Origin of the sequence: Streptomyces sp. NPDC049541 (assembly GCF_044465725.1) — a bacterium.
Taxonomy (GTDB): Bacteria; Actinomycetota; Actinomycetes; order Streptomycetales; family Streptomycetaceae; genus Streptomyces.
The window spans coordinates 316,879-336,571 of record NZ_JBITLY010000005.1; the positions used below are offsets into that span (position 1 = coordinate 316,879).

Below are 19,693 nucleotides of genomic sequence, written 5' to 3' on the forward strand. Positions count from 1 at the left end.
CCGTTGGTGCGTCGATGCTCCAAGTCTAGGAGCCGGCCCCCCTCAGCAGGGACGCTTCCGCAGCTCCATCACGTAATCGTGTGGTGCCCCCGCGGACTCGGCGGCATCGGCGATCTCGCCCAGATACCGGGCGGAGGGCAGTCCGCCCTCGTACCCGTCGAGGACGTACGTCCACGCCGGCTCCTCGCCGTCCAGCGTGTGCACCCGCACCCGCATCCGGCGATAGACATTGAGGCCGACGCCCTCCCAGCGGTCCATGGACTCCTCGTCCAGCGGCGCGATGTCGTACAGCGCGACGAAGACCTGCGAGAACGGGTCCTCGACGATCGTCGCCAGGGCGCCCTCCCAGCCCATGTGCTCGCCCCCGAACGTCAGCCGCCAGCCGTTCAGCCAGCCCGTGGCGCGCATCGGCGAGTGCGGGGCGCGGCGGGTCATCAGCCGCGCGTCGAGGTTGCCGGCGTACGCGGCGTAGAGCGACATGGGTCGAGGGTACGGCAGCCGACCCACGGGCCCCTGACGTATCAGCGGCCTCTTGCCAACCCATTGCCCCGCCCCCGGGCAGTGGCACCTTGAACGGTGCGGGACAATGGGGTACGTGACTCGGATCGTGATCATCGGTGGCGGACCCGGCGGATACGAGGCGGCCCTGGTGGCCGCCCAGCTCGGCGCGGAGGTGACCGTCGTCGACTGCGACGGTCTGGGCGGGGCGTCGGTGCTGACCGACTGCGTACCGTCGAAGACCCTTATCGCTACGGCCGAGGTGATGACCACCTTCGACTCCTCGTACGAGGAACTCGGCATCATCGTGGCCGACGACACCCCGCCGCTGGAGCAGGCGGCCCGGGTGGTGGGGGTCGATCTGGGGAAGGTCAACCGCCGGGTGAAGCGGCTCGCCCTTGCCCAGTCCCACGACATCACCGCCTCCGTCACGCGGGCCGGCGCCCGGGTCATGCGCGGCCGCGGTCGGCTGGAGGGCATGCAGGCCCTCGACGGGTCGCGGAAGGTGATCGTCTCCGCCGCCGACGGCACCGAGGAGACCCTCACCGCCGACGCCGTGCTCATCGCGACCGGCGGCCACCCGCGCGAGGTGCCCGACGCCCAGCCCGACGGCGAGCGCATCCTCAACTGGACTCAGGTGTACGACCTGAACGAGCTCCCGGAGGAGCTCATCGTGGTGGGGTCGGGTGTGACCGGTGCCGAGTTCGCCGGTGCCTACCAGGCCCTGGGTTCGAAGGTCACCCTGGTCTCCTCCCGGGACCGTGTGCTGCCGGGTGAGGACCCGGACGCCGCCGCCGTGCTGGAGGACGTCTTCCGGCGCCGCGGCATGAACGTCATGGCCCGCTCCCGCGCCGCCGCCGCCAAGCGGGTCGGCGACCGCGTCGAGGTCACCCTCTCCGACGGCCGTGTCATCACCGGCAGCCACTGCCTGATGGCGGTCGGCGCCATCCCCAACAGCGAGGGCATGGGCCTGGAGGAGGCCGGCGTCAAGCTGCGCGAGTCCGGGCACATCTGGACCGACAAGGTCTCGCGGACGACCGCTCCCGGTGTGTACGCCGCCGGTGACGTGACGGGTGTCTTCGCCCTCGCCTCGGTGGCCGCCATGCAGGGACGTATCGCCATGTACCACTTCCTCGGCGACGCGGTGGCCCCGCTGAACCTGAAGACCGTCTCGTCCAACGTCTTCACCGACCCGGAGATCGCCACCGTCGGCTACACGCAGGCCGACGTCGACGCGGGCAAGATCGACGCCCGGGTGGTCAAACTCCCGCTCCTGCGCAACCCGCGGGCCAAGATGCAGGGCATCCGCGACGGCTTCGTGAAGCTTTTCTGCCGTCCGGGCACGGGCATCGTGGTCGGCGGTGTGGTCGTGTCCCCGCGTGCCTCGGAACTGATCCATCCGATCTCGATCGCCGTCGACAACAATCTGACGGTCGAACAGATCGCGAACGCGTTCACCGTGTATCCCTCCCTTTCGGGGTCGATCGCGGAGGTCGCCCGGCAGCTCCACACCCGCAAGACCGGCGGCGAGGTCTGACGGCCGAAACCGACTCCTCGCTGGTCACAGGGAGTTGTCGAGCATGCGTACGGCATAGGCGGGGCGGGTAGGCCCTATACCACTTCCCGCCCTCCTGTGCGAACAACTTCTGCTATTCGGCGCAAACAGCTGAAAGCAGACGGTCGTTGGGGTTACTGTCAGTTTCGTGTTCGCTGCAGAACGTCGCCAATTGATCCTCGAAATGGTGCGAGCGAACGGGGCCGTGTCGCTCCGTGAGCTCGCCCGCGTCGTCCAGACCTCCGAAGTGACCGTACGGCGGGACGTGCGCGCACTGGAGGCAGAAGGACTCCTCGACCGCCGGCACGGCGGTGCGGTACTGCCGGGCGGGTTCACGCGGGAGTCCGGCTTTCCGCAGAAGTCACATCTCGCGACCGCCGAGAAGACGGCCATCGCCGACCTCGCCGCCAACTTCGTGGAAGAGGGCGAGGCCATCGTGGTCGGGGCGGGTACCACCACCCAGGAGCTGGCCCGCCGGCTCGCCCGGATCCCCGGGCTGACCGTCGTCACCAACTCCCTGCTGGTCGCCCAGGCGTTGGCCCATGCCAACCGCGTGGAGGTCGTGATGACCGGCGGCACCCTGCGCGGCTCCAACTACGCCCTCGTGGGCAGCGGCGCCGAGCAGTCCCTGCAGGGGCTTCGGGTGTCCCGGGCGTTCCTGTCCGGGAGCGGGCTCACCGCCGAGCGCGGCCTGTCCACGTCCAACATGCTGTCGGCGTCCGTGGACCGGGCGCTGGTGCAGGCGGCCGCGGAGGTCGTCGTCCTCGCCGACCACACCAAGCTCGGTACGGACACGATGTTCCAGACCGTGCCCACGGATGTGATCACCCGGCTGGTGACCGATGAGCCGCCGGTGCATGACGACCGGGCCGCCACGGAGTTGCAGGCGCTCGCCGATCAGGGCGTGCAGATCGCTGTGGCCGGGACCTCGGGGAATGCGGCCGGTGAACCCGTCCCCCCGAGGGGGCCGCGTCGGGACGTCGCCCTGCCGGGGCCGCGGCGCGGGCAGCCGGCCTCCGGCCTTCGGACGGCGGCGATGCTTGATCCCTCCGGGGGGGAGCGGGAGCGGGCTCGGGTGGCGGATCTGCGGCGGCGTTAGGTTGTTCGCCCATTCGCCGTAGGGGTTCTTGTGGTTGTGCGCGTGCAGGTTGTCTGTGGCTTGTCGCGCAGTTCCCCGCGCCCCCAAAGGCTCAACCGGCGGCTTTCAAGCCCCGCAGGGTGAGGGCCAGCAAGCGGTCTGCCAGGTTCGGGTCTCCCGGGGACTCCTCTGCTGCCAGTGCGATGGCGTTGGTGAGTTGGAGGAGGTCGGTGATGGTGACGTCCTCGCGGACCTTGGCTGCTTGCTGCGCGCGCTTCAGCAGGGCGGCGCCCGCCTCGCGCATCGGTGTGCTGCAGCTGGCCAGGGCCGAGGTGGCGTCGGAGGTCACCGACATGAGGGCCAGGGCCAGGCCGCGGTACTCGCCGGCGTGGGTGATGATCTCGCGCAGCCAGGTCACCAGGGCCGTGCACGGCTCGGGGGCGTTCAGGAGTTCGTGGGAGCGGTCCAGGAGATCGCTCACCGCCTCCTCGAAGACGGCGCTCAACAGGGCGTGACGGTTGGGGAAGTGACGGTACAGGGTGCCGATGCCGACGCCCGCGCGCCGGGCCACGTCCTCCAGGGACGCGTCCGTGCCGTGCGCGGCGAAGGCGGCGCGGGCCTCGGTGAGCAGCCGCTCGTAGTTGCGGCGGGCGTCGGCACGCATGACGCGCGGGGGCGCCGGCGTCACCGCTGTGCCGCCGTTCGCCGCGGTCCCCGCCGACGTCGTGCCCACCATGCCTCCCACCTGCTCTCGGCGTACGCCTCCGTCTGCCCCAGCATGCCATCGAGAACGCGCGAACGGGCCTCCCGGAGCGGCCCCGCAGGCCCGTACCGTCTTCATCGCCGCCCAGGGCCGCCTCAGAAACTGGAGCCGGCCGCGCCCACGCGGCGGAGCCGCAACAGTTCGCGGACGGTACCCGGCGTGGACCACCGACTCGGGGGACGGGGGGAAAACGAAGACGAGGCGCCCGGCGGACTGACTGCTTCAGTCCGCCGGGCGCCTCGGGATGTCAGTGCCTGGGCCCGGTCAGTCCTTGATCTCGCAGATCGCGGCGCCGGAGCTGACGGACGCGCCGACGTCAGCGGACAGGCCCTTGATGGTGCCGGACTTGTGGGCGTTCAGCGGCTGTTCCATCTTCATGGCCTCCAGGACGACGACCAGGTCGCCCTCCTTGACCTCCTGGCCCTCCTCGACGGCGACCTTGACGATCGTGCCCTGCATCGGCGAGGCGAGGGTGTCGCCGGAGGCGACCGGGCCGGACTTCTTGGCGGCGCGGCGCTTCGGCTTGGCGCCGGCCGCAAGACCGGTGCGGGCCAGGGACATGCCCAGCGAGGAGGGCAGGGAGACCTCCAGGCGCTTGCCGCCGACCTCGACGACGATCGTCTCGCGGTCCGAGTCCTCCTCGGCCTCGGCCTCGGCCGGGGCGGCGAACGCGGGGATCTCGTTGACGAACTCGGTCTCGATCCAGCGGGTGTGGACCGTGAACGGCTCGGCGGAGCCGGTGAGTTCGGGGGCGAACGCCGGGTCCTTCACCACCGCGCGGTGGAAGGGGATCGCCGTCGCCATACCCTCGACCTGGAACTCCTCCAGGGCGCGGGCCGCGCGCTGCAGGGCCTGCTCACGGGTGGCGCCCGTGACGATCAGCTTGGCGAGCAGGGAGTCCCAGGCCGGGCCGATGACGCTGCCGGACTCGACGCCCGCGTCCAGGCGGACGCCCGGGCCGGACGGCGGGGCGAAGGTGGTGACGGTGCCGGGGGCCGGGAGGAAGTTGCGGCCCGGGTCCTCGCCGTTGATGCGGAACTCGAAGGAGTGGCCGCGCAGCTCGGGGTCGCCGTAGCCGAGTTCCTCGCCGTCGGCGATGCGGAACATCTCGCGGACCAGGTCGATGCCGGCGACCTCCTCGGTGACCGGGTGCTCGACCTGGAGGCGGGTGTTGACCTCGAGGAAGGAGATCGTCCCGTCGTTGCCGACGAGGAACTCGACGGTGCCGGCGCCGACGTAGCCGGCCTCCTTCAGGATGGCCTTCGAGGACGAGTACAGCTCGGCGATCTGCGCCTCGGACAGGAACGGCGCCGGGGCCTCCTCTACCAGCTTCTGGTGGCGGCGCTGCAGCGAGCAGTCACGGGTGGAGACGACGACCACGTTGCCGTGCTGGTCGGCCAGGCACTGGGTCTCCACGTGCCGCGGCTTGTCCAGGTAGCGCTCGACGAAGCACTCGCCACGGCCGAAGGCGGCCACGGCCTCGCGCACCGCGGAATCGTAGAGCTCGGGCACCTCTTCGAGGGTGCGGGCGACCTTCAGACCGCGGCCGCCACCACCGAAGGCGGCCTTGATGGCGATCGGCAGACCGTGCTCCTCGGCGAAGGCGACGACCTCCTCCGCACCCGAGACCGGGTCGGGCGTGCCCGCGACCAGCGGGGCGCCGGCGCGCTGGGCGATGTGCCGGGCGGCGACCTTGTCGCCCAGGTCGCGGATGGCCTGCGGGGGCGGGCCGATCCAGATCAGCCCGGCGTCCAGGACGGCCTGCGCGAAGTCGGCGTTCTCGGAGAGGAAGCCGTATCCGGGGTGGACGGCGTCCGCGCCGGACTCGCGCGCCGCGTTCAGGATCTTGTCGATCACCAGGTAACTGGTCGCCGGGGTGTCACCGCCCAGGGCGAACGCCTCGTCCGCGGCGCGGACATGCAGAGCGTCGCGGTCCGGGTCCGCGTAGACGGCCACGCTCGCGATCCCGGCATCCCGACAGGCCCGGGCCACGCGGACAGCGATTTCGCCACGGTTGGCGATGAGCACCTTGCGCACGATTGAGGCTCCCTCCTTGAAACAAGCCGAGTTTAGGGACTGGCTACACGGCACTACGACCCGTCCCCAGTGGTGAGCTTGCCCACACGGAGCGTGATGCGAGGCTTGCTCGACCCGCGAAATCCCTTGTCGCACCTCGGTACGCAGGACTCCTCCCGGAAACCCTAGCTCTCCCATGTGGTCAAGGTCTCTGTGAGAGCGTGCTGCGGGCCACTCTGTTTCTTTGTGGAGTCCCTACGAATGGCCCAACGAATCTTTGCCGCCCGCAGAACCCTTGTCCCGAGGTTTACCCGTTAGTAGCGTTCACGATGTCTCGTACGTACTCGAGGTAGCAGCAGCCTTGGCCGACCCCCTCGGGCGGCAGTCGAAAGTGGGTGGGCCCGGTGGTGCGCAGACCGGTGGCGTGGGTCGTGGCGGTCGTGCTCTTCGCGGAGGCGTTCGGCCTCGCGGCGCTGAACTGGTTCCTGGGGGTCGTCGTCGACCGGCAGGACATGTCGCTGGCCGGCCTCGACCCCGACATGATGGCGGCGTCCTCGAAGATCGGCGGCGTCGTCTTCGGCCTCTACTTCGCCCTGTGCGGCCTGGTCGCGCTCCTCGTGGCGATCCGCAACCGCCCGCCGGCCGGCTTCGGACGCATCCTGCTGATCAGCGTTGCGGTCGTGCACGGGCTGCTGGGGGCCTTCGTGTGGGGGCTGGTGGGCTGGACCGCGTTCCTGTTCATGGTGGTCGTGCTCGCCCTCATCGTGCTGCTCCTGATGACGTACGACAGCCCGGCCGAACCCGCGGACGCGGCCCCGCCCGCGGCACCCGGCCCCGAGAACGACGGCAGCAAGGGCGACGGCGGATCCCCCGTCAGCTCTCCGCCGGCGCCCACAACTCCGTGATGCCGACACCCAGTTGGGCGAGGAGCCGGCGGACGAGGGGGAGGCTGATGCCGATCACATTGCCGTGGTCGCCGTCGATGCCCTCGATGAACGGCGCGCTGCGGCCGTCGAGCGTGAACGCCCCCGCGACGTGGAGGGGTTCGCCGGAGGCCACGTAGGCGGCGATCTCCTCGTCCGAGGGCTCGCCGAAGCGGACGACGGTGGAGGCGGTGCCGGACGCGTACCGCTTGTTCGCCGTGTCCCAGACGCAGTGCCCCGTCTGCAGGATGCCCGTCCGGCCGCGCATCGACTTCCAGCGGGCCGTGGCCTCCTCGGCGTCCGCGGGCTTGCCCAGGGCCTGGTCGTCCAGCTCCAGCACGGAGTCGCAGCCGATCACCAGGGCGCCGTGCGCCTCCGGCCTGGCGGCGACGACGGAAGCCTTGGCCTCCGCGAGGGCGAGGGCGAGCTCGGAGGGGGTGGGGGCGGTCACGGCGTCCTCGTCCACGCCGCTGACGATCACCTCCGGCGTGAGGCCTGCCTGGCGCAGGAGGTTCAGCCGGGCGGGGGACTGGGAGGCGAGGATGAGGCGGCGGGGCGCGTCTGTCATGCGGTCAGCGTAGCCGCGCGGTGCGGGGCGGCGGAGCCGCACATCGATGCGGCGGGGTCACCGCAGGCCGATCACGACCATCGCGAGGATCATGGCCAGCGCCATGAGGAGGCCGAGCCGCCGCAGCATCTCCTGCATGTCGCGGAGTTCCTTGGGGGGCTCGTTCTCGGGGTCGGACCACAGCATGCCACCAGCGTGGGGCTGGGGCGGGGGGCGTGGCCTGAGTACGCGTACTCAACTTGGCCCGCAGACGTTGTTGTTCGTCTGCGGGCCGGTGGGGGCTTGTCGCGCAGTTCCCCGCGCCCCTAAGAACGCGCAGTTCCCCGCGAACCCAGGAGATGCGCAGGCCCCGCGCCCCTGGAAGCAAAAAGCCGTTACGCCGGCCAGTAGGTACGGCTCCATGCCGTCGGCCCCGGCTGGGGCAGGCGGTGGCCGGCAATCCGGGCCGGGTCGGACCAGGAGTCCCTGTCTCGTGGTGCGCCCGGCGGGACCGATGCCTCCGCCGCGGCGCGGGCTCGGACCACCGCCAGGGCGGCGGCCAGCTCCTCCGGGGTCGGGTTGCCCCGTACGACCTTGATCGTCATGGCGGCTCCTAGAGGGGGATGTTGCCGTGCTTCTTCGGGGGCAGGGATTCCCGCTTGGTGCGCAGCTGACGCAGGCCGCGTACGACGTGCCGGCGGGTGTCGGACGGCATGATCACCGAGTCGATGTAGCCGCGCTCGGCCGCGATGTAGGGGTTGAGGAGGGCGTCCTCGTACTCCTGGATCAGCCGGGCGCGGGTCGCCTCGACGTCTCCGGCGGCCTCCGCCTCCGCGATGGTGCGGCGGTGCAGGATGTTGACCGCGCCCTGGGCGCCCATGACGGCGATCTGGGCGGTCGGCCAGGCGAGGTTGAGGTCCGCGCCGAGGTGCTTGGAGCCCATGACGTCGTAGGCGCCGCCGAAGGCCTTGCGGGTGATGACCGTGATCAGCGGGACGGTCGCCTCGGCGTAGGCGTAGATCAGCTTGGCGCCGCGGCGGATGATGCCGGTGTGCTCCTGGTCGACGCCGGGGAGGAAGCCCGGCACGTCGACGAAGGTGATGACCGGGATGTTGAAGGCGTCGCACGTGCGCACGAAGCGCGCGGCCTTCTCGCTCGCGTCGATGTCGAGGCAGCCCGCGAACTGCATCGGCTGGTTGGCGACGATGCCGACCGGGTGGCCCTCCACCCGCCCGAACCCGGTGAGGATGTTCGGCGCGAACAGCGGCTGCGTCTCGAAGAACTCGGCGTCGTCCAGGATGTGTTCGATCACCGTGTGCATGTCGTACGGCTGGTTCGCGCTGTCCGGCACGATCGCATCCAGCTCGAGGTCCTCGGCGGTGACCGCCAGGTCCGCCTCCTCCGGGAAGACCGGGGCCTCGGAGAGGTTGTTGGACGGCAGGTACGACAGCAACTGCTTGACGTACTCGATGGCGTCCTTCTCGTCGCCGGCCATGTGGTGGGCCACGCCGGAGGCGGAGTTGTGGGTGCGGGCGCCGCCCAGCTCCTCGAAGCCGACGTCCTCGCCGGTGACCGTCTTGATGACGTCGGGGCCGGTGATGAACATGTGCGAGGTCTGGTCGACCATGACCGTGAAGTCGGTGATCGCGGGGGAGTAGACCGCGCCGCCCGCGCACGGGCCGACGACCAGGCTGATCTGCGGGATGACACCGCTGGCGTGGGTGTTGCGGCGGAAGATCTCGCCGTACGCGCCGAGGGAGGCGACCCCCTCCTGGATGCGGGCGCCGCCGGAGTCGTTGATGCCGATGACCGGACAGCCGGTCTTCAGCGCGAAGTCCATCACCTTGACGATCTTCTGGCCGTAGACCTCGCCGAGGGCGCCGCCGAAGACGGTGAAGTCCTGGGAGAAGACCGCGACCGGGCGGCCGTCGACGGTGCCGTAACCGGTCACCACGCCGTCCCCGTACGGGCGGTTGTTCTCCAGACCGAAGTTCGTCGACCGGTGCCGGGCGAACTCGTCCAGCTCGACGAAGGAGCCTTCGTCGAGGAGGAGCTCGATGCGCTCACGGGCCGTCAACTTGCCCTTGGCGTGCTGTTTTTCGACGGCGCGTGCGGAGCCGGCGTGCGTCGCTTCCTCGATACGACGCTGGAGATCCGCGAGCTTGCCCGCGGTGGTGTGGATATCGATCTCTTCCGGCTCGGACATCGGGATCGCGGCTCCCTGCCTGCTCAAAAGGGGGGACGGTTACTCATCCGTAGAGTAGTGGTGGCGCTACGAATCAGCAGTGCGGCGTTTCACACACCTAGGGTGGCTTGCATGACGCCGCGAGATGCTTCAGACGACAGCCGCTGGTCCGACCTGGACCGGCCTCCGCTCAACGCCACCGCGCTGCGGCGCGGGCTCGTGCAGGAGGGCGGGCTGTGGCGCGAGGTGGAGGTGGTGCGCAGCACCGGCTCCACCAACTCCGACCTGGTCGCCCTGGCGGGCGCGGGCAAGGCCGGCGAGGGGTACGTCCTGGTCGCCGAGGAGCAGACCTCCGGGCGGGGCCGCCTGGACCGCCAGTGGACGGCACCGGCCCGCTCCGGCCTCTTCTTCTCCGTGCTGCTGAAACCCGCCGGGGTGCCGGTCGCCCGCTGGGGCTGGCTGCCGCTCCTCACCGGGGTCGCCGTGGCGACCGGCCTGTCCCGCTCCGCGGGCGTCGACACGGCACTCAAGTGGCCCAACGACCTGCTTGTTTCCATCGGCGGCGAGGAACGCAAGGCCGGCGGCATCCTCGCCGAGCGGGCCGGGGACGACGGCGTGGTCATCGGGGTCGGCATCAACGTCACCCTGCGGGAGGCCGAGCTGCCGGTGCCGCAGGCGGGCTCGCTGGCCCTCGCCGGAGCGGTGAGCACCGACCGCGACCCCCTGCTCAGGGCCGTGCTGCGGTCCCTGGAGGAGTGGTACGGGCGCTGGCGCGAGGCGGGCGGCGATCCGTCGGTCAGCGGCCTGCAGGAGACGTACGCGGCGGGCTGCGCGACGCTGGGCAGGACGGTGCGGGCGGAGCTGCCGGGCGACCGTTCGATCACCGGGGAGGCGGTGGCGGTGGACGGCGACGGAAGGCTGGTGATCGCCACGGCGGACGGGGTGCAGGAACCGGTGGGTGCGGGAGACGTCGTTCACTTGCGACCGGCACAGGGGTGACCACCCCTGCCGGCGCCCGAACGGAGTGAGCTACCGCACACCTGCCGTACAGTTGAGGCCGGTCGATACCTGACCGTGGCAGATCGGAAGGGCAGCAGGCGTGACCGTCGACGACACGGGCTCCGGCACGGGCGCGGACGGCCGGGTGGACCCCCACGCCGCCGATCCCGGCGAGGACCCGCTCGCCCTGCGTCTCGAGCACCTGATCCTCGGCGCGGAGCGACGCTACACCCCCTTTCAGGCGGCCCGCAGCGCGGGCGTCTCGGTGGAGCTGGCCACCCGCTTCTGGCGGGCCATGGGCTTCGCCGACATCGGGCAGGCCAAGGCGCTCACCGAGGCTGACGTGCTCGCGCTGCGCCGCCTGTCCGGTCTCGTCGAGGCCGGGCTGCTGAGCGAGGCGATGGCGGTGCAGGTGGCCCGGTCCACCGGCCAGACCACCGCCCGGCTCGCCGAGTGGCAGATCGACTCCTTCCTGGAGGGCCTCACCGAGCCCCCGGAGCCCGGAATGACCCGCACCGAGGTCACGTACCCGATCGTCGAACTGCTCCTGCCCGAGCTGGAGGAGTTCCTCGTCTACGTCTGGCGGCGCCAGCTCGCCGCCTCCGCCGGGCGGGTGGTGCAGGCCGCCGACGACGAGGAGATGGTCGACCGGCGGCTGGCCGTCGGCTTCGCGGACCTGGTGGGCTTCACCCGTCTGACCCGCCGCATGGAGGAGGAGGAACTCGGCGAACTCGTCGAGGCCTTCGAGACCACCGCCGCCGACCTGGTCGCCGCGCACGGCGGCCGGCTGGTCAAGACGCTGGGCGACGAGGTGCTCTACGCGGCCGACGACGCCGGGATCGCCGCCGAGATCGCGCTGCGTCTCATAGAGACCATGGCGAACGACGAGACGATGCCCGAGCTGCGCGTCGGCATCGCCTTCGGCACGGTGACCACTCGTATGGGCGATGTCTTCGGTACGACGGTGAACCTGGCCTCACGGCTGACGTCGATAGCCCCGCGGGACGCCGTCCTGGTCGACGCCGACTTCGCCCAGGAGCTGATCCGCACCGGGGAGGCACCGGCCTCCGAGGCCGAGGCGGCCGAAGCGGCTGCCGCGGCGGAGAAGGAGGGCGAGGAGCCGCCGGTGTACCGGTTCGCGCTGCAGCCGATGTGGCAGCGGCCGGTGCGGGGGCTTGGTGTCGTTGAGCCGTGGCTGCTCACGCGGCGGGGCTGAGCGCCCCGCCGGTGTGCCCGATGTGCGGCTCCGCCGCGTGGGCTCCTTTTCGGCTGCGGCTTCGTTGTGGCTGGTCGCGCAGTTCCCCGCGCCCCTTTGGGGCGCACTCCTCACCCGGCGGTGAGTGAGCCTAGGCACAGGCCGATTGCCGGCACGCACAGGCCGGTCTCGCCCGGCTGCGGCGGCGGTGGGGGTGTGGTGCTGCCGTGTGTCTCACGCGGCTGGGGGGCGGAGGGCGTCGGCGCAGGCGGCTGCTGAGTGGTCGTGGGCGCCGGGGTGTTCGGTGTGACCGGGATGGTTGTGGTGCCCGCAGTGGGCGCCACACTCGGTGACGGGGCTGCCATTTCGGGCCGTACGAGGGTGGAAGGCACCGTCGGCGTCGTGTTCGCGCCGCCCATCGGGTACGTCGCCGACGGGCTCACCCGGGGTGCCGTCTCTGCAGCGGCGACGGTGGTGGTCGACTGGTCGGTGTCGGTGGCCGGATCCTGCTGGGGGTCCGCCTCCGTGGTTCCGAGACCCGCGCTTCCCGGATCCGGGGCCATCCGGACGAGGCTCAGGGCGCCCGCGGCCAGGGCCAGGCCGCTGACGGCGAACAGCAGTTTGCGCGGGCGGGGCCTGCGATGCCGGCCGCGCCTCATCGATGTTTCCGCCGTCACCGTCATCATGTCCCCTCCCCCTTTGCGCCCGCGCTCCCCTGCGCGCCGTGGCGGACGCACCGTATGCGCTCCCGTGGGCGGTGTGGCGGGAGTTGGGCGGGATGTCACCCGAACGGGGACAACGGAACGAAACCCTGCAATGATCGGGCCGACGGTTGTTAACCCGCGTTAACCGGAGGGTGTCATGGGTGAGGAGCGGTTCGGGGAGTTCGTGGTGGTGCGGCGACACGGCGACGAGGGTGTCGGGGACGCCGGGCATGTCGCGGAGCTCGTTCTCGACCGGCCCAAGGCCATGAACGCCGTGTCGAGCGAGATGGCGCGGTCGATCGCCGGGGCCTGCACGGCACTCGCCGCGGACCGTGACGTACGGGTGGTCGTGGTGACGTCCACGCACGAGCGGGCGTTCTGCGTCGGGGCCGACCTCAAGGAGCGCAACTCCTTCACCGACGCCGATCTGCTCCGGCAGCGGCCGGTCGCGCGGGCCGCCTACACCGGGGTCCTGGAGCTGCCGGTGCCGACGATCGCGGCGGTGCACGGGTTCGCCCTGGGCGGGGGCTTCGAGCTGGCGCTGTCGTGCGACCTGATCGTGGCCGACCGTACGGCGGTGGTGGGGCTGCCGGAGGTGTCCGTGGGCGTCATCCCGGGCGGCGGCGGTACGCAACTGCTGCCCCGCCGGGTGGGGGCCGCGCGGGCCGCCGAGCTCATCTTCACCGCACGGCGGCTGCAGGCAGCGGAGGCACGGGAGTTGGGGCTCGTGGACGAGCTGGTGGAGGAGGGACGCGACCGCGAGGCGGCGCTGGAGCTGGCCGCGCGCATCGCCGTGAACTCCCCGGTCGGCCTGCGGGCCGCCAAGCGCGCACTGCGCCTCGGGCACGGGCTCGACCTGCGCGCCGGGCTCGAGGTCGAGGACGCGGCATGGCGGTCGGTGGCGTTCTCAGGGGACCGGGCGGAGGGTGTGGCGGCGTTCAACGAGAAGCGGAAGCCGGTGTGGCCGGGCGAGTGAACCAGCCCGTCATGGGGGTCCCCCCGCTCGAGCGAAGCCGAGAGTGGGGGAGTTTGAGGACGAGGCCGTTCAGGCCGACACGGGGGTCTGGGGGCAGCGCCCCCAGGGGCCGGTCACCCCACCGCCGTATCAATAGAACAAACCGCTGGAAACCTCCCTAACCTGGAGTAATGGGTGAGGACAAACGTCTGGCAGCGGTCGTCGCGCTGGCGCAGGGCATGGCCGCGGCCCACGGCTCGCGCGAGGCGTGGCGGGCGGCGGCGGCCGGGGGGTGCCGTGCGCTCGGCGGGAGCTTCGCCGCCCTGTCGGTGTGGGAGCGGGAGCTCGGCCGGCTGCGGGTCCTCGCCAACGTGGGGGAGCGGGCGGAGGGGGAGGAGGAGTTCCCGGAGGACGAGTCGTACCCCGTGCACCAGTTCCCCGAGATCACCGAGTTCCTGCACGAGCGGTGGGCTGGCGGCGGCGAGCCCGACGCCTGGGTCGAGACGGCGCAGGGGCCCGCGGCGGGCGGCCGCCCCGGATACCTCCACCAGCGGGTCGCCGCCCTGCGCCGCCGGGGCCGCGGGTGCTGTGTCGTCGCCCCGATCGTGCTGCACGGGCGCGCGTGGGGGGAGCTCTACGTGGCCCGCCCTGCCGGGGCTCCCGTCTTCGACCGGGGCGACGCCGACTTCGCGACCGTCCTGGCCGCTGTCGTCGCCGCCGGGATCGCGCAGGCCGAGCGGCTGGAGGAGGTGCGGCGGCTCGCCTACACCGACGCCCTGACCGGTCTCGCCAATCGCCGTGCCGTCGACGCGAAGCTGGACGAGGCCGTCGAGCGGCACCGCGCGGACGGCACGGTCGTCAGCCTCGTCGTCTGCGACCTCAACGGCCTCAAGCACGTCAACGACACCCAGGGGCACGCTGTCGGCGACCGTCTCCTGGAGCGTTTCGGTTCCGTCCTCTCCCTGTGCGGCGCGATGCTCCCCGGTACGCTCGCCGCCCGCCTCGGTGGCGACGAGTTCTGTCTGCTCTCGGTCGGCCCGTCCGCCGACGAGGCCGTCAAGGCGGCCGACGAACTCTGCCGCCGCGCCGCCGAGTTGGAACTCGGCGACGGGGTCGCCTGCGGGGTCGCTTCCACCGGGGACCCCATCGGGCCCGTGCGGTCGGCCCGGCGGCTGTTCCGGCTGGCGGACGCGGCCCAGTACCGGGCGAAGGCGCTCCGCGCGAGCAGTCCCGTGGTCGCGGGGCGGGCGGGGCCCGACGACCCCGTGGTGCGGCTGGCCGACGAGCCGTCGCCGCAGGGTCCTGCGGAGCGCCGGCGGTTCCGGGGAGCCCGGAAGGACGTGCCGGGGGCTCCGCCCCCAGACCCCCGATCGGCCTGAACGGCCTCGTCCTCAAACTCCCCCACTGTCGGCTTCGCTCGAGCGGGGGGACCCCCATGACGGGCTGAAAGGCCATGGCCCGACCGGGGGCCGAGAGGTGACCGGCGTGTAAGGGGTCTACTGGCAACCCGGTAGTGACATCTTCGTCTTCACTGCGTACGCTCCTGAATATGGATATGCACACTGTGGTGGTGGGGACGTCCGGGGTGACCGCGTCCGACGTTCTTGCCGTGGCGCGCGGCGGTGCCCGGGTCGAGCTTTCCGCGGAGGCAGTGGCGGCCCTGGCCGCCGCCCGGGAGATCGTGGACGCGCTGGCGGCCAAGCCCGAGCCCGTCTACGGCGTCAGCACCGGCTTCGGCGCCCTGGCGACCCGGCACATCAGCCCGGAACTCCGCGCTCAGCTGCAGCGCAACATCGTCCGCTCGCACGCCGCCGGCCTCGGGCCGCGGGTGGAGCGGGAAGTCGTACGGGCCCTGATGTTCCTGCGGCTCAAGACCGTCTGCTCGGGGCACACGGGCGTGCGGCCCGAGGTCGCGCAGACCATGGCCGACGTGCTCAACGCCGGGATCACCCCCGTCGTCCACGAGTACGGCTCCCTCGGCTGCTCCGGTGACCTCGCACCCCTGTCCCACTGCGCCCTCACCCTCATGGGCGAGGGGGAGGCGGAAGGGCCGGACGGGGTCGTGCGTCCCGCCGGCGAGCTGCTTGCGGAGCACGGGATCGCCCCCGTCGAACTGCGCGAGAAGGAGGGCCTCGCCCTTCTCAACGGCACCGACGGCATGCTCGGCATGCTGGTCATGGCCCTCGCCGACCTGGACGCCCTCTACAAGTCCGCCGACATCACGGCCGCCCTGTCCCTCGAGGCGCTGCTCGGCACGGACAAGGTGCTCGCCCCCGAGCTGCACGCCATCCGCCCGCACCCCGGGCAGGGCGCCTCCGCCGCCAACATGCTGGCGGTACTGAAGGGTTCGGAGCTCACCGGGCACCACCAGGACGACGCGCCGCGCGTCCAGGACGCCTACTCGGTGCGCTGCGCCCCGCAGGTCGCCGGCGCCGGACGGGACACCTTGGCGCACGCCCGGCTGGTCGCCGAGCGCGAGCTGGCCTCGGCCGTGGACAACCCGGTCGTACTGCCCGACGGGCGCGTGGAGTCCAACGGCAACTTCCACGGCGCCCCGGTGGCGTACGTCCTGGACTTCCTCGCCATCGCCGCCGCGGACCTCGCCTCGATCGCCGAGCGGCGCACCGACCGGCTGCTGGACAAGAACCGCAGCCACGGCCTGCCGCCGTTCCTGGCCGACGACGCGGGTGTCGACTCGGGGCTGATGATCGCCCAGTACACGCAGGCCGCGCTGGTCAGCGAGATGAAGCGGCTGGCGGTACCGGCGTCCGCGGACTCGATCCCCTCCTCCGCCATGCAGGAGGACCACGTCTCCATGGGCTGGTCCGCCGCCCGCAAGCTCCGTACGGCCGTCGGCAACCTCACGCGGGTGATCGCCATCGAGCTGTACGCCGCCACCCGCGCCATCGAGCTGCGCGAGGGCCTGGCCCCGGCGCCCGCCTCGCAGGCCGCCATCACGGCCGCACGCGCGGCGGGGGTGCAGGGCCCCGGCCCGGACCGGTTCCTGGCGCCCGACCTCGCCGCCGCGGACGCGTTCGTGCGCGAGGGGCACCTGGTCGCCGCGGTGGAGCGAGTGACGGGACCGCTCGCCTGACCGCTCCGGTAGGTACGAGGGCCGCCGCCGTTCCCCCCCGGCGGCGGCCCTCCCCGTGTGTCAGCTCTGGGCGAGCTTGGCCGCCTGCGCCTTGACGATCTCGGCGGGGACGCCGTACTTGTCCTGCTTGCCGGCCAGAGCCGCCAGGCTGATCGAGTAGTAGGTGGCGACCGTGGAGCCGTGCCGCACCACCTCGCCGTGCACCGTCGTCGTGTCGCCGTCGGCCCTGCTGGTCACGGCGAACGCCACCGACTCGTCACCGCTGCCGGAGGACTTCTCCTCGGCGACCTTCGTGAACTTCTGGGTGTCCTGGCCCTTGGCCGAGACCGTGAAGCCGTTCGCGCAGCCGCTCACCGCGTCCGACACGGACTTCATCGTGTCCTGGGCGCCGTCGCCGTCGTACGAGGACAGCGAGACGATCGTCAACTTGGACTCCAGGACGTCCTGAAGGCCGTTCATCGCGGCGTCGAGGTCCTTGTCGGAGGTGCCCGTCGGGGTGGGCCTGTCGCTCTTCTCCGTGGCCATCCGGTTGACGTACGCGCTCGTGTCGCCCGGCGCGAAGCCGGTGAGGACGTAGGCGAGCGGTGCGCACTTGGCGTCGGCCACCTTCACCTGGTCCTTGGACGCGGCGAACTTGCCGCCGGTGTCCGCGGGCTTGACGTCGTAGCCGTCGAGGTCCGCCCGGCTGATGATGAGCTTCTTCAGCTCGGCCGCGCTGAGCGCCTTCGCGGCCGCAGTCGGCGAGGAGGACGAGTCCGTGGAGCCGGAGCCCTTGGAGTCGTCCGAATTCCCGCCGCAACCCGTGATGAGGGTGAGCGACAGCACGCCCACGGCAGCCGTGGCGCCCGTACGCACCCTCGATGATCTCTTCATGCGCGGACTATGAAGGTGGCGTCAAGGAAACGTCAAGCGAATTCAAAAACCGAGGCGTTCGCGACGCACCGAATACGCCACGAATCCGGCGCCGATCCCGAGGAAGACGGTGCCGCCGATGAGGTACGGAGTGGTGTCGGGGCTTCCCGTGTCGGCGAGTTGGGCCTCGGTGCCGGAGCTGTCCGTGCTCTCCGAGACGGCTCGCGCCTGCGCTGTGACCTGCGAGGTCGGGGCCGGCGCCGACGCTCTTGCCGCCGGTTCTTCCCCGGTCGCCTTGGCGGAGGGAACGAACCACAGGGCGCACAGGACGGTGCCTGCGGCGGTGGCGGTCAGCAACGGACGTCGAGCGGATGACACGGAATATCGATCCCCTTGTGGCGCTGGCGAATTGGCCGTGTGGGGCGATGTTAGTGAAAGGCGCGGGTCACAGGAAAGTCACGGGAGCCCCGGGCCTTACGCTCCGGACATGAACACTGAAGAGACATCACGTTTTGTCCGCCTTCGGGTGGAACTCGTCCTCGAAATCGAGGATGCCGGCGAACTGACCAAGGCGGCGCTGCGGCGCCTCGCCGACGACGCCGACATGCCGGCCGACGAGCGGGCGCACGCCGAAGGTGCTGTGACGGAAGACACGGCGGAGGCCCTGGCTTCTCTCATCGACCCGTTCGACCTGGTGAGCGAGGTGCCGGGGGTCGACCTCGCGCAGGCCTCCTGGTCGAGCGAGCCCATCGACTACGACCCCGATTCGCCGGATTGGGACCTGGACGAGGATGATGTGGCCGAGGACGACGAAGACGAGGGGGCCGGCCGCGTCTCCTGAGCGGCTTGGGAAAACGTGACCCCGGGTGGCGATCGCCGTCCGGGGTTTCTTCGTCTCCGACGTGGTGTGCCCCACACCTGCGGCATATGTGGAACGGGATCAACCGGCCGTAGCGTTGAAGTTCGTTGACGGTGACTCTCGGGGCTTTTTGGGGATACGGCGACAATGGAGAAGCGTGTGATGACGAACAGTAAGCGGCGCAGGGGCCTGACGGTCGCGTCCGCACTGCTCGGCGGGGTTCTGGTGCTCTCGGCCTGTTCCGGCGGTGGCGGCGACGACGCCTCCGGCGGCAAGGGCAAGGACACCTCGCAGGCCAAGGCCGACGAGGCGGCGGCCCAGAAGGCGTCCGAGGCGGATATCAAGATCACGCCGAAGGACGGCTCCGACAACGCCTCCATCAACAACTCCGCGGCCGTCACCGTCAGCAAGGGCACGCTCACGGGCGTGACCATGACGACCGAGAGCGGCACCGCCGTCGCCGGCACGCTCTCCGCCGACAAGACCAGCTGGAAGCCGAACGCCCAGCTGGAGCGCTCGACCACCTACAAGGTCGCGGCGGTGGCGAAGGACTCCGCCGGTCGCGTCGCGCACGAGAACGCCTCGTTCACCACGGTCGCCCCGGCCCACAGCTTCATAGGCAGCTTCACGCCGGAGAACGGCTCGACCGTCGGCGTGGGCATGCCGGTGTCGATCAACTTCGACAAGGCGATCACCAACAAGGCCGCGGTCCAGAAGGGCATCACGGTCTCCTCCAGCAGCGGCCAGGAGGTCGTCGGACACTGGTTCGGCGCCAACCGCCTCGACTTCCGCCCCGAGAACTACTGGAAGGAGAACTCCACCGTCACGCTGAAGCTCGCGCTCGACGGTGTCCAGGGCGCCTCCGGTGTCTACGGTGTGCAGCAGAAGACGGTCACCTTCCACATCGGCCGCAACCAGGTCTCGTACGTCGACGCCAAGACCAAGCAGATGAAGGTCACGCAGGACGGCAAGGTCATCAAGACCATCCCGATCTCGGCCGGTTCGCCGGAGCACACGACGTACAACGGCATCATGGTGATGTCCGAGAAGTACAAGCAGACGCGCATGAACGGCACGACCGTCGGCTTCACGGACAACGACGGCAAGGCCGAGTACGACATCAAGGACGTGCCGCACGCCATCCGGCTCACCAACTCCGGCACCTTCCTGCACGGCAACTACTGGGGCGCGAAGTCCATCTTCGGCTCGGTGAACACCAGCCACGGCTGCGTGGGCCTCTCGGACACCAAGGGCGCCAACGACACCAGCACGCCGGGCTACTGGATGTACAGCCACTCGATCGTCGGTGACGTCGTGGTCGTCTCCCACACCGGCGACAAGATCGTCCAGCCGGACAACGGCCTCAACGGCTGGAACCTGAGCTGGGCGGACTGGAAGGCCGGTTCGGCCATCTGACCCACCGTCGGTTCACAGCTCTCCGAAGCCGCCCCCCAGGGGCGGCTTCGGTGT

Annotated in this window: 20 protein-coding genes; 10 read left to right on the plus strand and 10 right to left on the minus strand. The window is 71.0% G+C overall.

Going from position 1 to position 19,693, the window contains the following annotated elements:
- Positions 1-42: 42 nt before the first annotated feature.
- Positions 43-480 (minus strand): gamma-glutamylcyclotransferase, encoded by a 438-nt coding sequence (locus tag ACIBW9_RS20775; RefSeq protein WP_344404446.1) that lies wholly within the window; start codon positions 478-480, stop codon positions 43-45.
- Positions 481-586: 106 nt separating this feature from the next.
- On the opposite strand from ACIBW9_RS20775, the gene ACIBW9_RS20780 reads away from it, so the two are divergent.
- Both ACIBW9_RS20780 and ACIBW9_RS20785 read left to right on the plus strand, forming a co-directional pair.
- Positions 587-2,035: an NAD(P)H-quinone dehydrogenase gene (locus ACIBW9_RS20780; protein WP_115906258.1), complete on the plus strand. Its 1,449-nt coding sequence runs from the start codon at positions 587-589 to the stop codon at positions 2,033-2,035.
- A gap of 166 nt (positions 2,036-2,201) precedes the next feature.
- Positions 2,202-3,152, plus strand: a complete 951-nt coding sequence (locus ACIBW9_RS20785) for a DeoR/GlpR family DNA-binding transcription regulator (RefSeq protein ID WP_398957001.1) — start codon at positions 2,202-2,204, stop codon at positions 3,150-3,152.
- A 91-nt stretch (positions 3,153-3,243) separates the two neighbouring features.
- Here ACIBW9_RS20785 and ACIBW9_RS20790 read toward each other — a convergent pair whose 3' ends face one another.
- On the minus strand, positions 3,244-3,867 hold the full coding sequence (locus ACIBW9_RS20790; protein WP_398957003.1) for a TetR/AcrR family transcriptional regulator: 624 nt from the start codon (positions 3,865-3,867) through the stop codon (positions 3,244-3,246).
- A gap of 291 nt (positions 3,868-4,158) precedes the next feature.
- On the minus strand, positions 4,159-5,931 hold the full coding sequence (locus ACIBW9_RS20795; protein WP_398957005.1) for an acetyl/propionyl/methylcrotonyl-CoA carboxylase subunit alpha: 1,773 nt from the start codon (positions 5,929-5,931) through the stop codon (positions 4,159-4,161).
- Between the two features lie 383 nt (positions 5,932-6,314).
- Between ACIBW9_RS20795 and ACIBW9_RS20800 the strand changes: the two genes are divergently transcribed.
- Positions 6,315-6,815 carry a hypothetical protein gene (locus tag ACIBW9_RS20800; RefSeq protein ID WP_398957007.1) on the plus strand — a complete coding sequence of 167 codons (501 nt, stop codon included), beginning with the start codon at positions 6,315-6,317 and terminating at the stop codon, positions 6,813-6,815.
- On the opposite strand, the gene ACIBW9_RS20805 is transcribed toward ACIBW9_RS20800, so the two are convergent.
- The 4 genes from ACIBW9_RS20805 to ACIBW9_RS20820 form a co-directional block, all read right to left on the minus strand.
- Complete coding sequence (locus ACIBW9_RS20805) at positions 6,784-7,401, minus strand: Maf family protein (RefSeq protein ID WP_398957009.1); 618 nt, start codon at positions 7,399-7,401, stop codon at positions 6,784-6,786. The two genes, ACIBW9_RS20800 and ACIBW9_RS20805, sit on opposite strands and share 32 nt — an antisense overlap.
- A gap of 57 nt (positions 7,402-7,458) precedes the next feature.
- Entirely contained in the window at positions 7,459-7,587 is a 129-nt protein-coding gene (mmpB, locus tag ACIBW9_RS20810; protein ID WP_344404440.1) for a morphogenic membrane protein MmpB, read from the minus strand.
- Positions 7,588-7,775: 188 nt separating this feature from the next.
- Entirely contained in the window at positions 7,776-7,985 is a 210-nt protein-coding gene (locus tag ACIBW9_RS20815) for an acyl-CoA carboxylase epsilon subunit (protein ID WP_398957012.1), read from the minus strand.
- 8 nt (positions 7,986-7,993) lie between these two features.
- Positions 7,994-9,586, minus strand: a complete 1,593-nt coding sequence (locus ACIBW9_RS20820; RefSeq protein ID WP_398957015.1) for an acyl-CoA carboxylase subunit beta — start codon at positions 9,584-9,586, stop codon at positions 7,994-7,996.
- Between the two features lie 111 nt (positions 9,587-9,697).
- Between ACIBW9_RS20820 and ACIBW9_RS20825 the strand changes: the two genes are divergently transcribed.
- On the plus strand, positions 9,698-10,564 hold the full coding sequence (locus ACIBW9_RS20825) for a biotin--[acetyl-CoA-carboxylase] ligase (protein WP_398957017.1): 867 nt from the start codon (positions 9,698-9,700) through the stop codon (positions 10,562-10,564).
- A gap of 100 nt (positions 10,565-10,664) precedes the next feature.
- Entirely contained in the window at positions 10,665-11,780 is a 1,116-nt protein-coding gene (locus ACIBW9_RS20830; RefSeq protein ID WP_115906251.1) for an adenylate/guanylate cyclase domain-containing protein, read from the plus strand.
- 110 nt (positions 11,781-11,890) lie between these two features.
- On the opposite strand, the gene ACIBW9_RS20835 is transcribed toward ACIBW9_RS20830, so the two are convergent.
- On the minus strand, positions 11,891-12,445 hold the full coding sequence (locus ACIBW9_RS20835) for a hypothetical protein (RefSeq protein WP_398957019.1): 555 nt from the start codon (positions 12,443-12,445) through the stop codon (positions 11,891-11,893).
- Positions 12,446-12,620: 175 nt separating this feature from the next.
- Here ACIBW9_RS20835 and ACIBW9_RS20840 point away from each other — a divergent pair, with 175 nt between their 5' ends.
- From ACIBW9_RS20840 to hutH, 3 genes are all read left to right on the plus strand, one after another.
- The gene (locus tag ACIBW9_RS20840; RefSeq protein WP_398957021.1) at positions 12,621-13,439 is read left to right on the plus strand and encodes an enoyl-CoA hydratase/isomerase family protein; all 819 of its coding nucleotides are present in this window, start codon (positions 12,621-12,623) and stop codon (positions 13,437-13,439) included.
- A 170-nt stretch (positions 13,440-13,609) separates the two neighbouring features.
- The gene (locus ACIBW9_RS20845; RefSeq protein WP_398957023.1) at positions 13,610-14,797 is read left to right on the plus strand and encodes a diguanylate cyclase domain-containing protein; all 1,188 of its coding nucleotides are present in this window, start codon (positions 13,610-13,612) and stop codon (positions 14,795-14,797) included.
- A gap of 176 nt (positions 14,798-14,973) precedes the next feature.
- Positions 14,974-16,512: a histidine ammonia-lyase gene (gene hutH / locus ACIBW9_RS20850; protein ID WP_398957643.1), complete on the plus strand. Its 1,539-nt coding sequence runs from the start codon at positions 14,974-14,976 to the stop codon at positions 16,510-16,512.
- 60 nt (positions 16,513-16,572) lie between these two features.
- Here the strand turns inward: hutH and ACIBW9_RS20855 are convergent, their stop codons facing one another.
- A complete protein-coding gene (locus ACIBW9_RS20855) occupies positions 16,573-17,385 on the minus strand; it encodes a hypothetical protein (RefSeq protein WP_398957025.1) in 813 nt (270 codons plus the stop codon).
- 42 nt (positions 17,386-17,427) lie between these two features.
- Positions 17,428-17,742, minus strand: a complete 315-nt coding sequence (locus ACIBW9_RS20860; protein WP_398957027.1) for a hypothetical protein — start codon at positions 17,740-17,742, stop codon at positions 17,428-17,430.
- 109 nt (positions 17,743-17,851) lie between these two features.
- On the opposite strand from ACIBW9_RS20860, the gene ACIBW9_RS20865 reads away from it, so the two are divergent.
- The gene (locus tag ACIBW9_RS20865) at positions 17,852-18,205 is read left to right on the plus strand and encodes a hypothetical protein (protein WP_398957029.1); all 354 of its coding nucleotides are present in this window, start codon (positions 17,852-17,854) and stop codon (positions 18,203-18,205) included.
- Between the two features lie 165 nt (positions 18,206-18,370).
- On the plus strand, positions 18,371-19,639 hold the full coding sequence (locus ACIBW9_RS20870; protein ID WP_398957031.1) for an Ig-like domain-containing protein: 1,269 nt from the start codon (positions 18,371-18,373) through the stop codon (positions 19,637-19,639).
- The last annotated feature ends 54 nt before the right edge of the window (positions 19,640-19,693 follow it).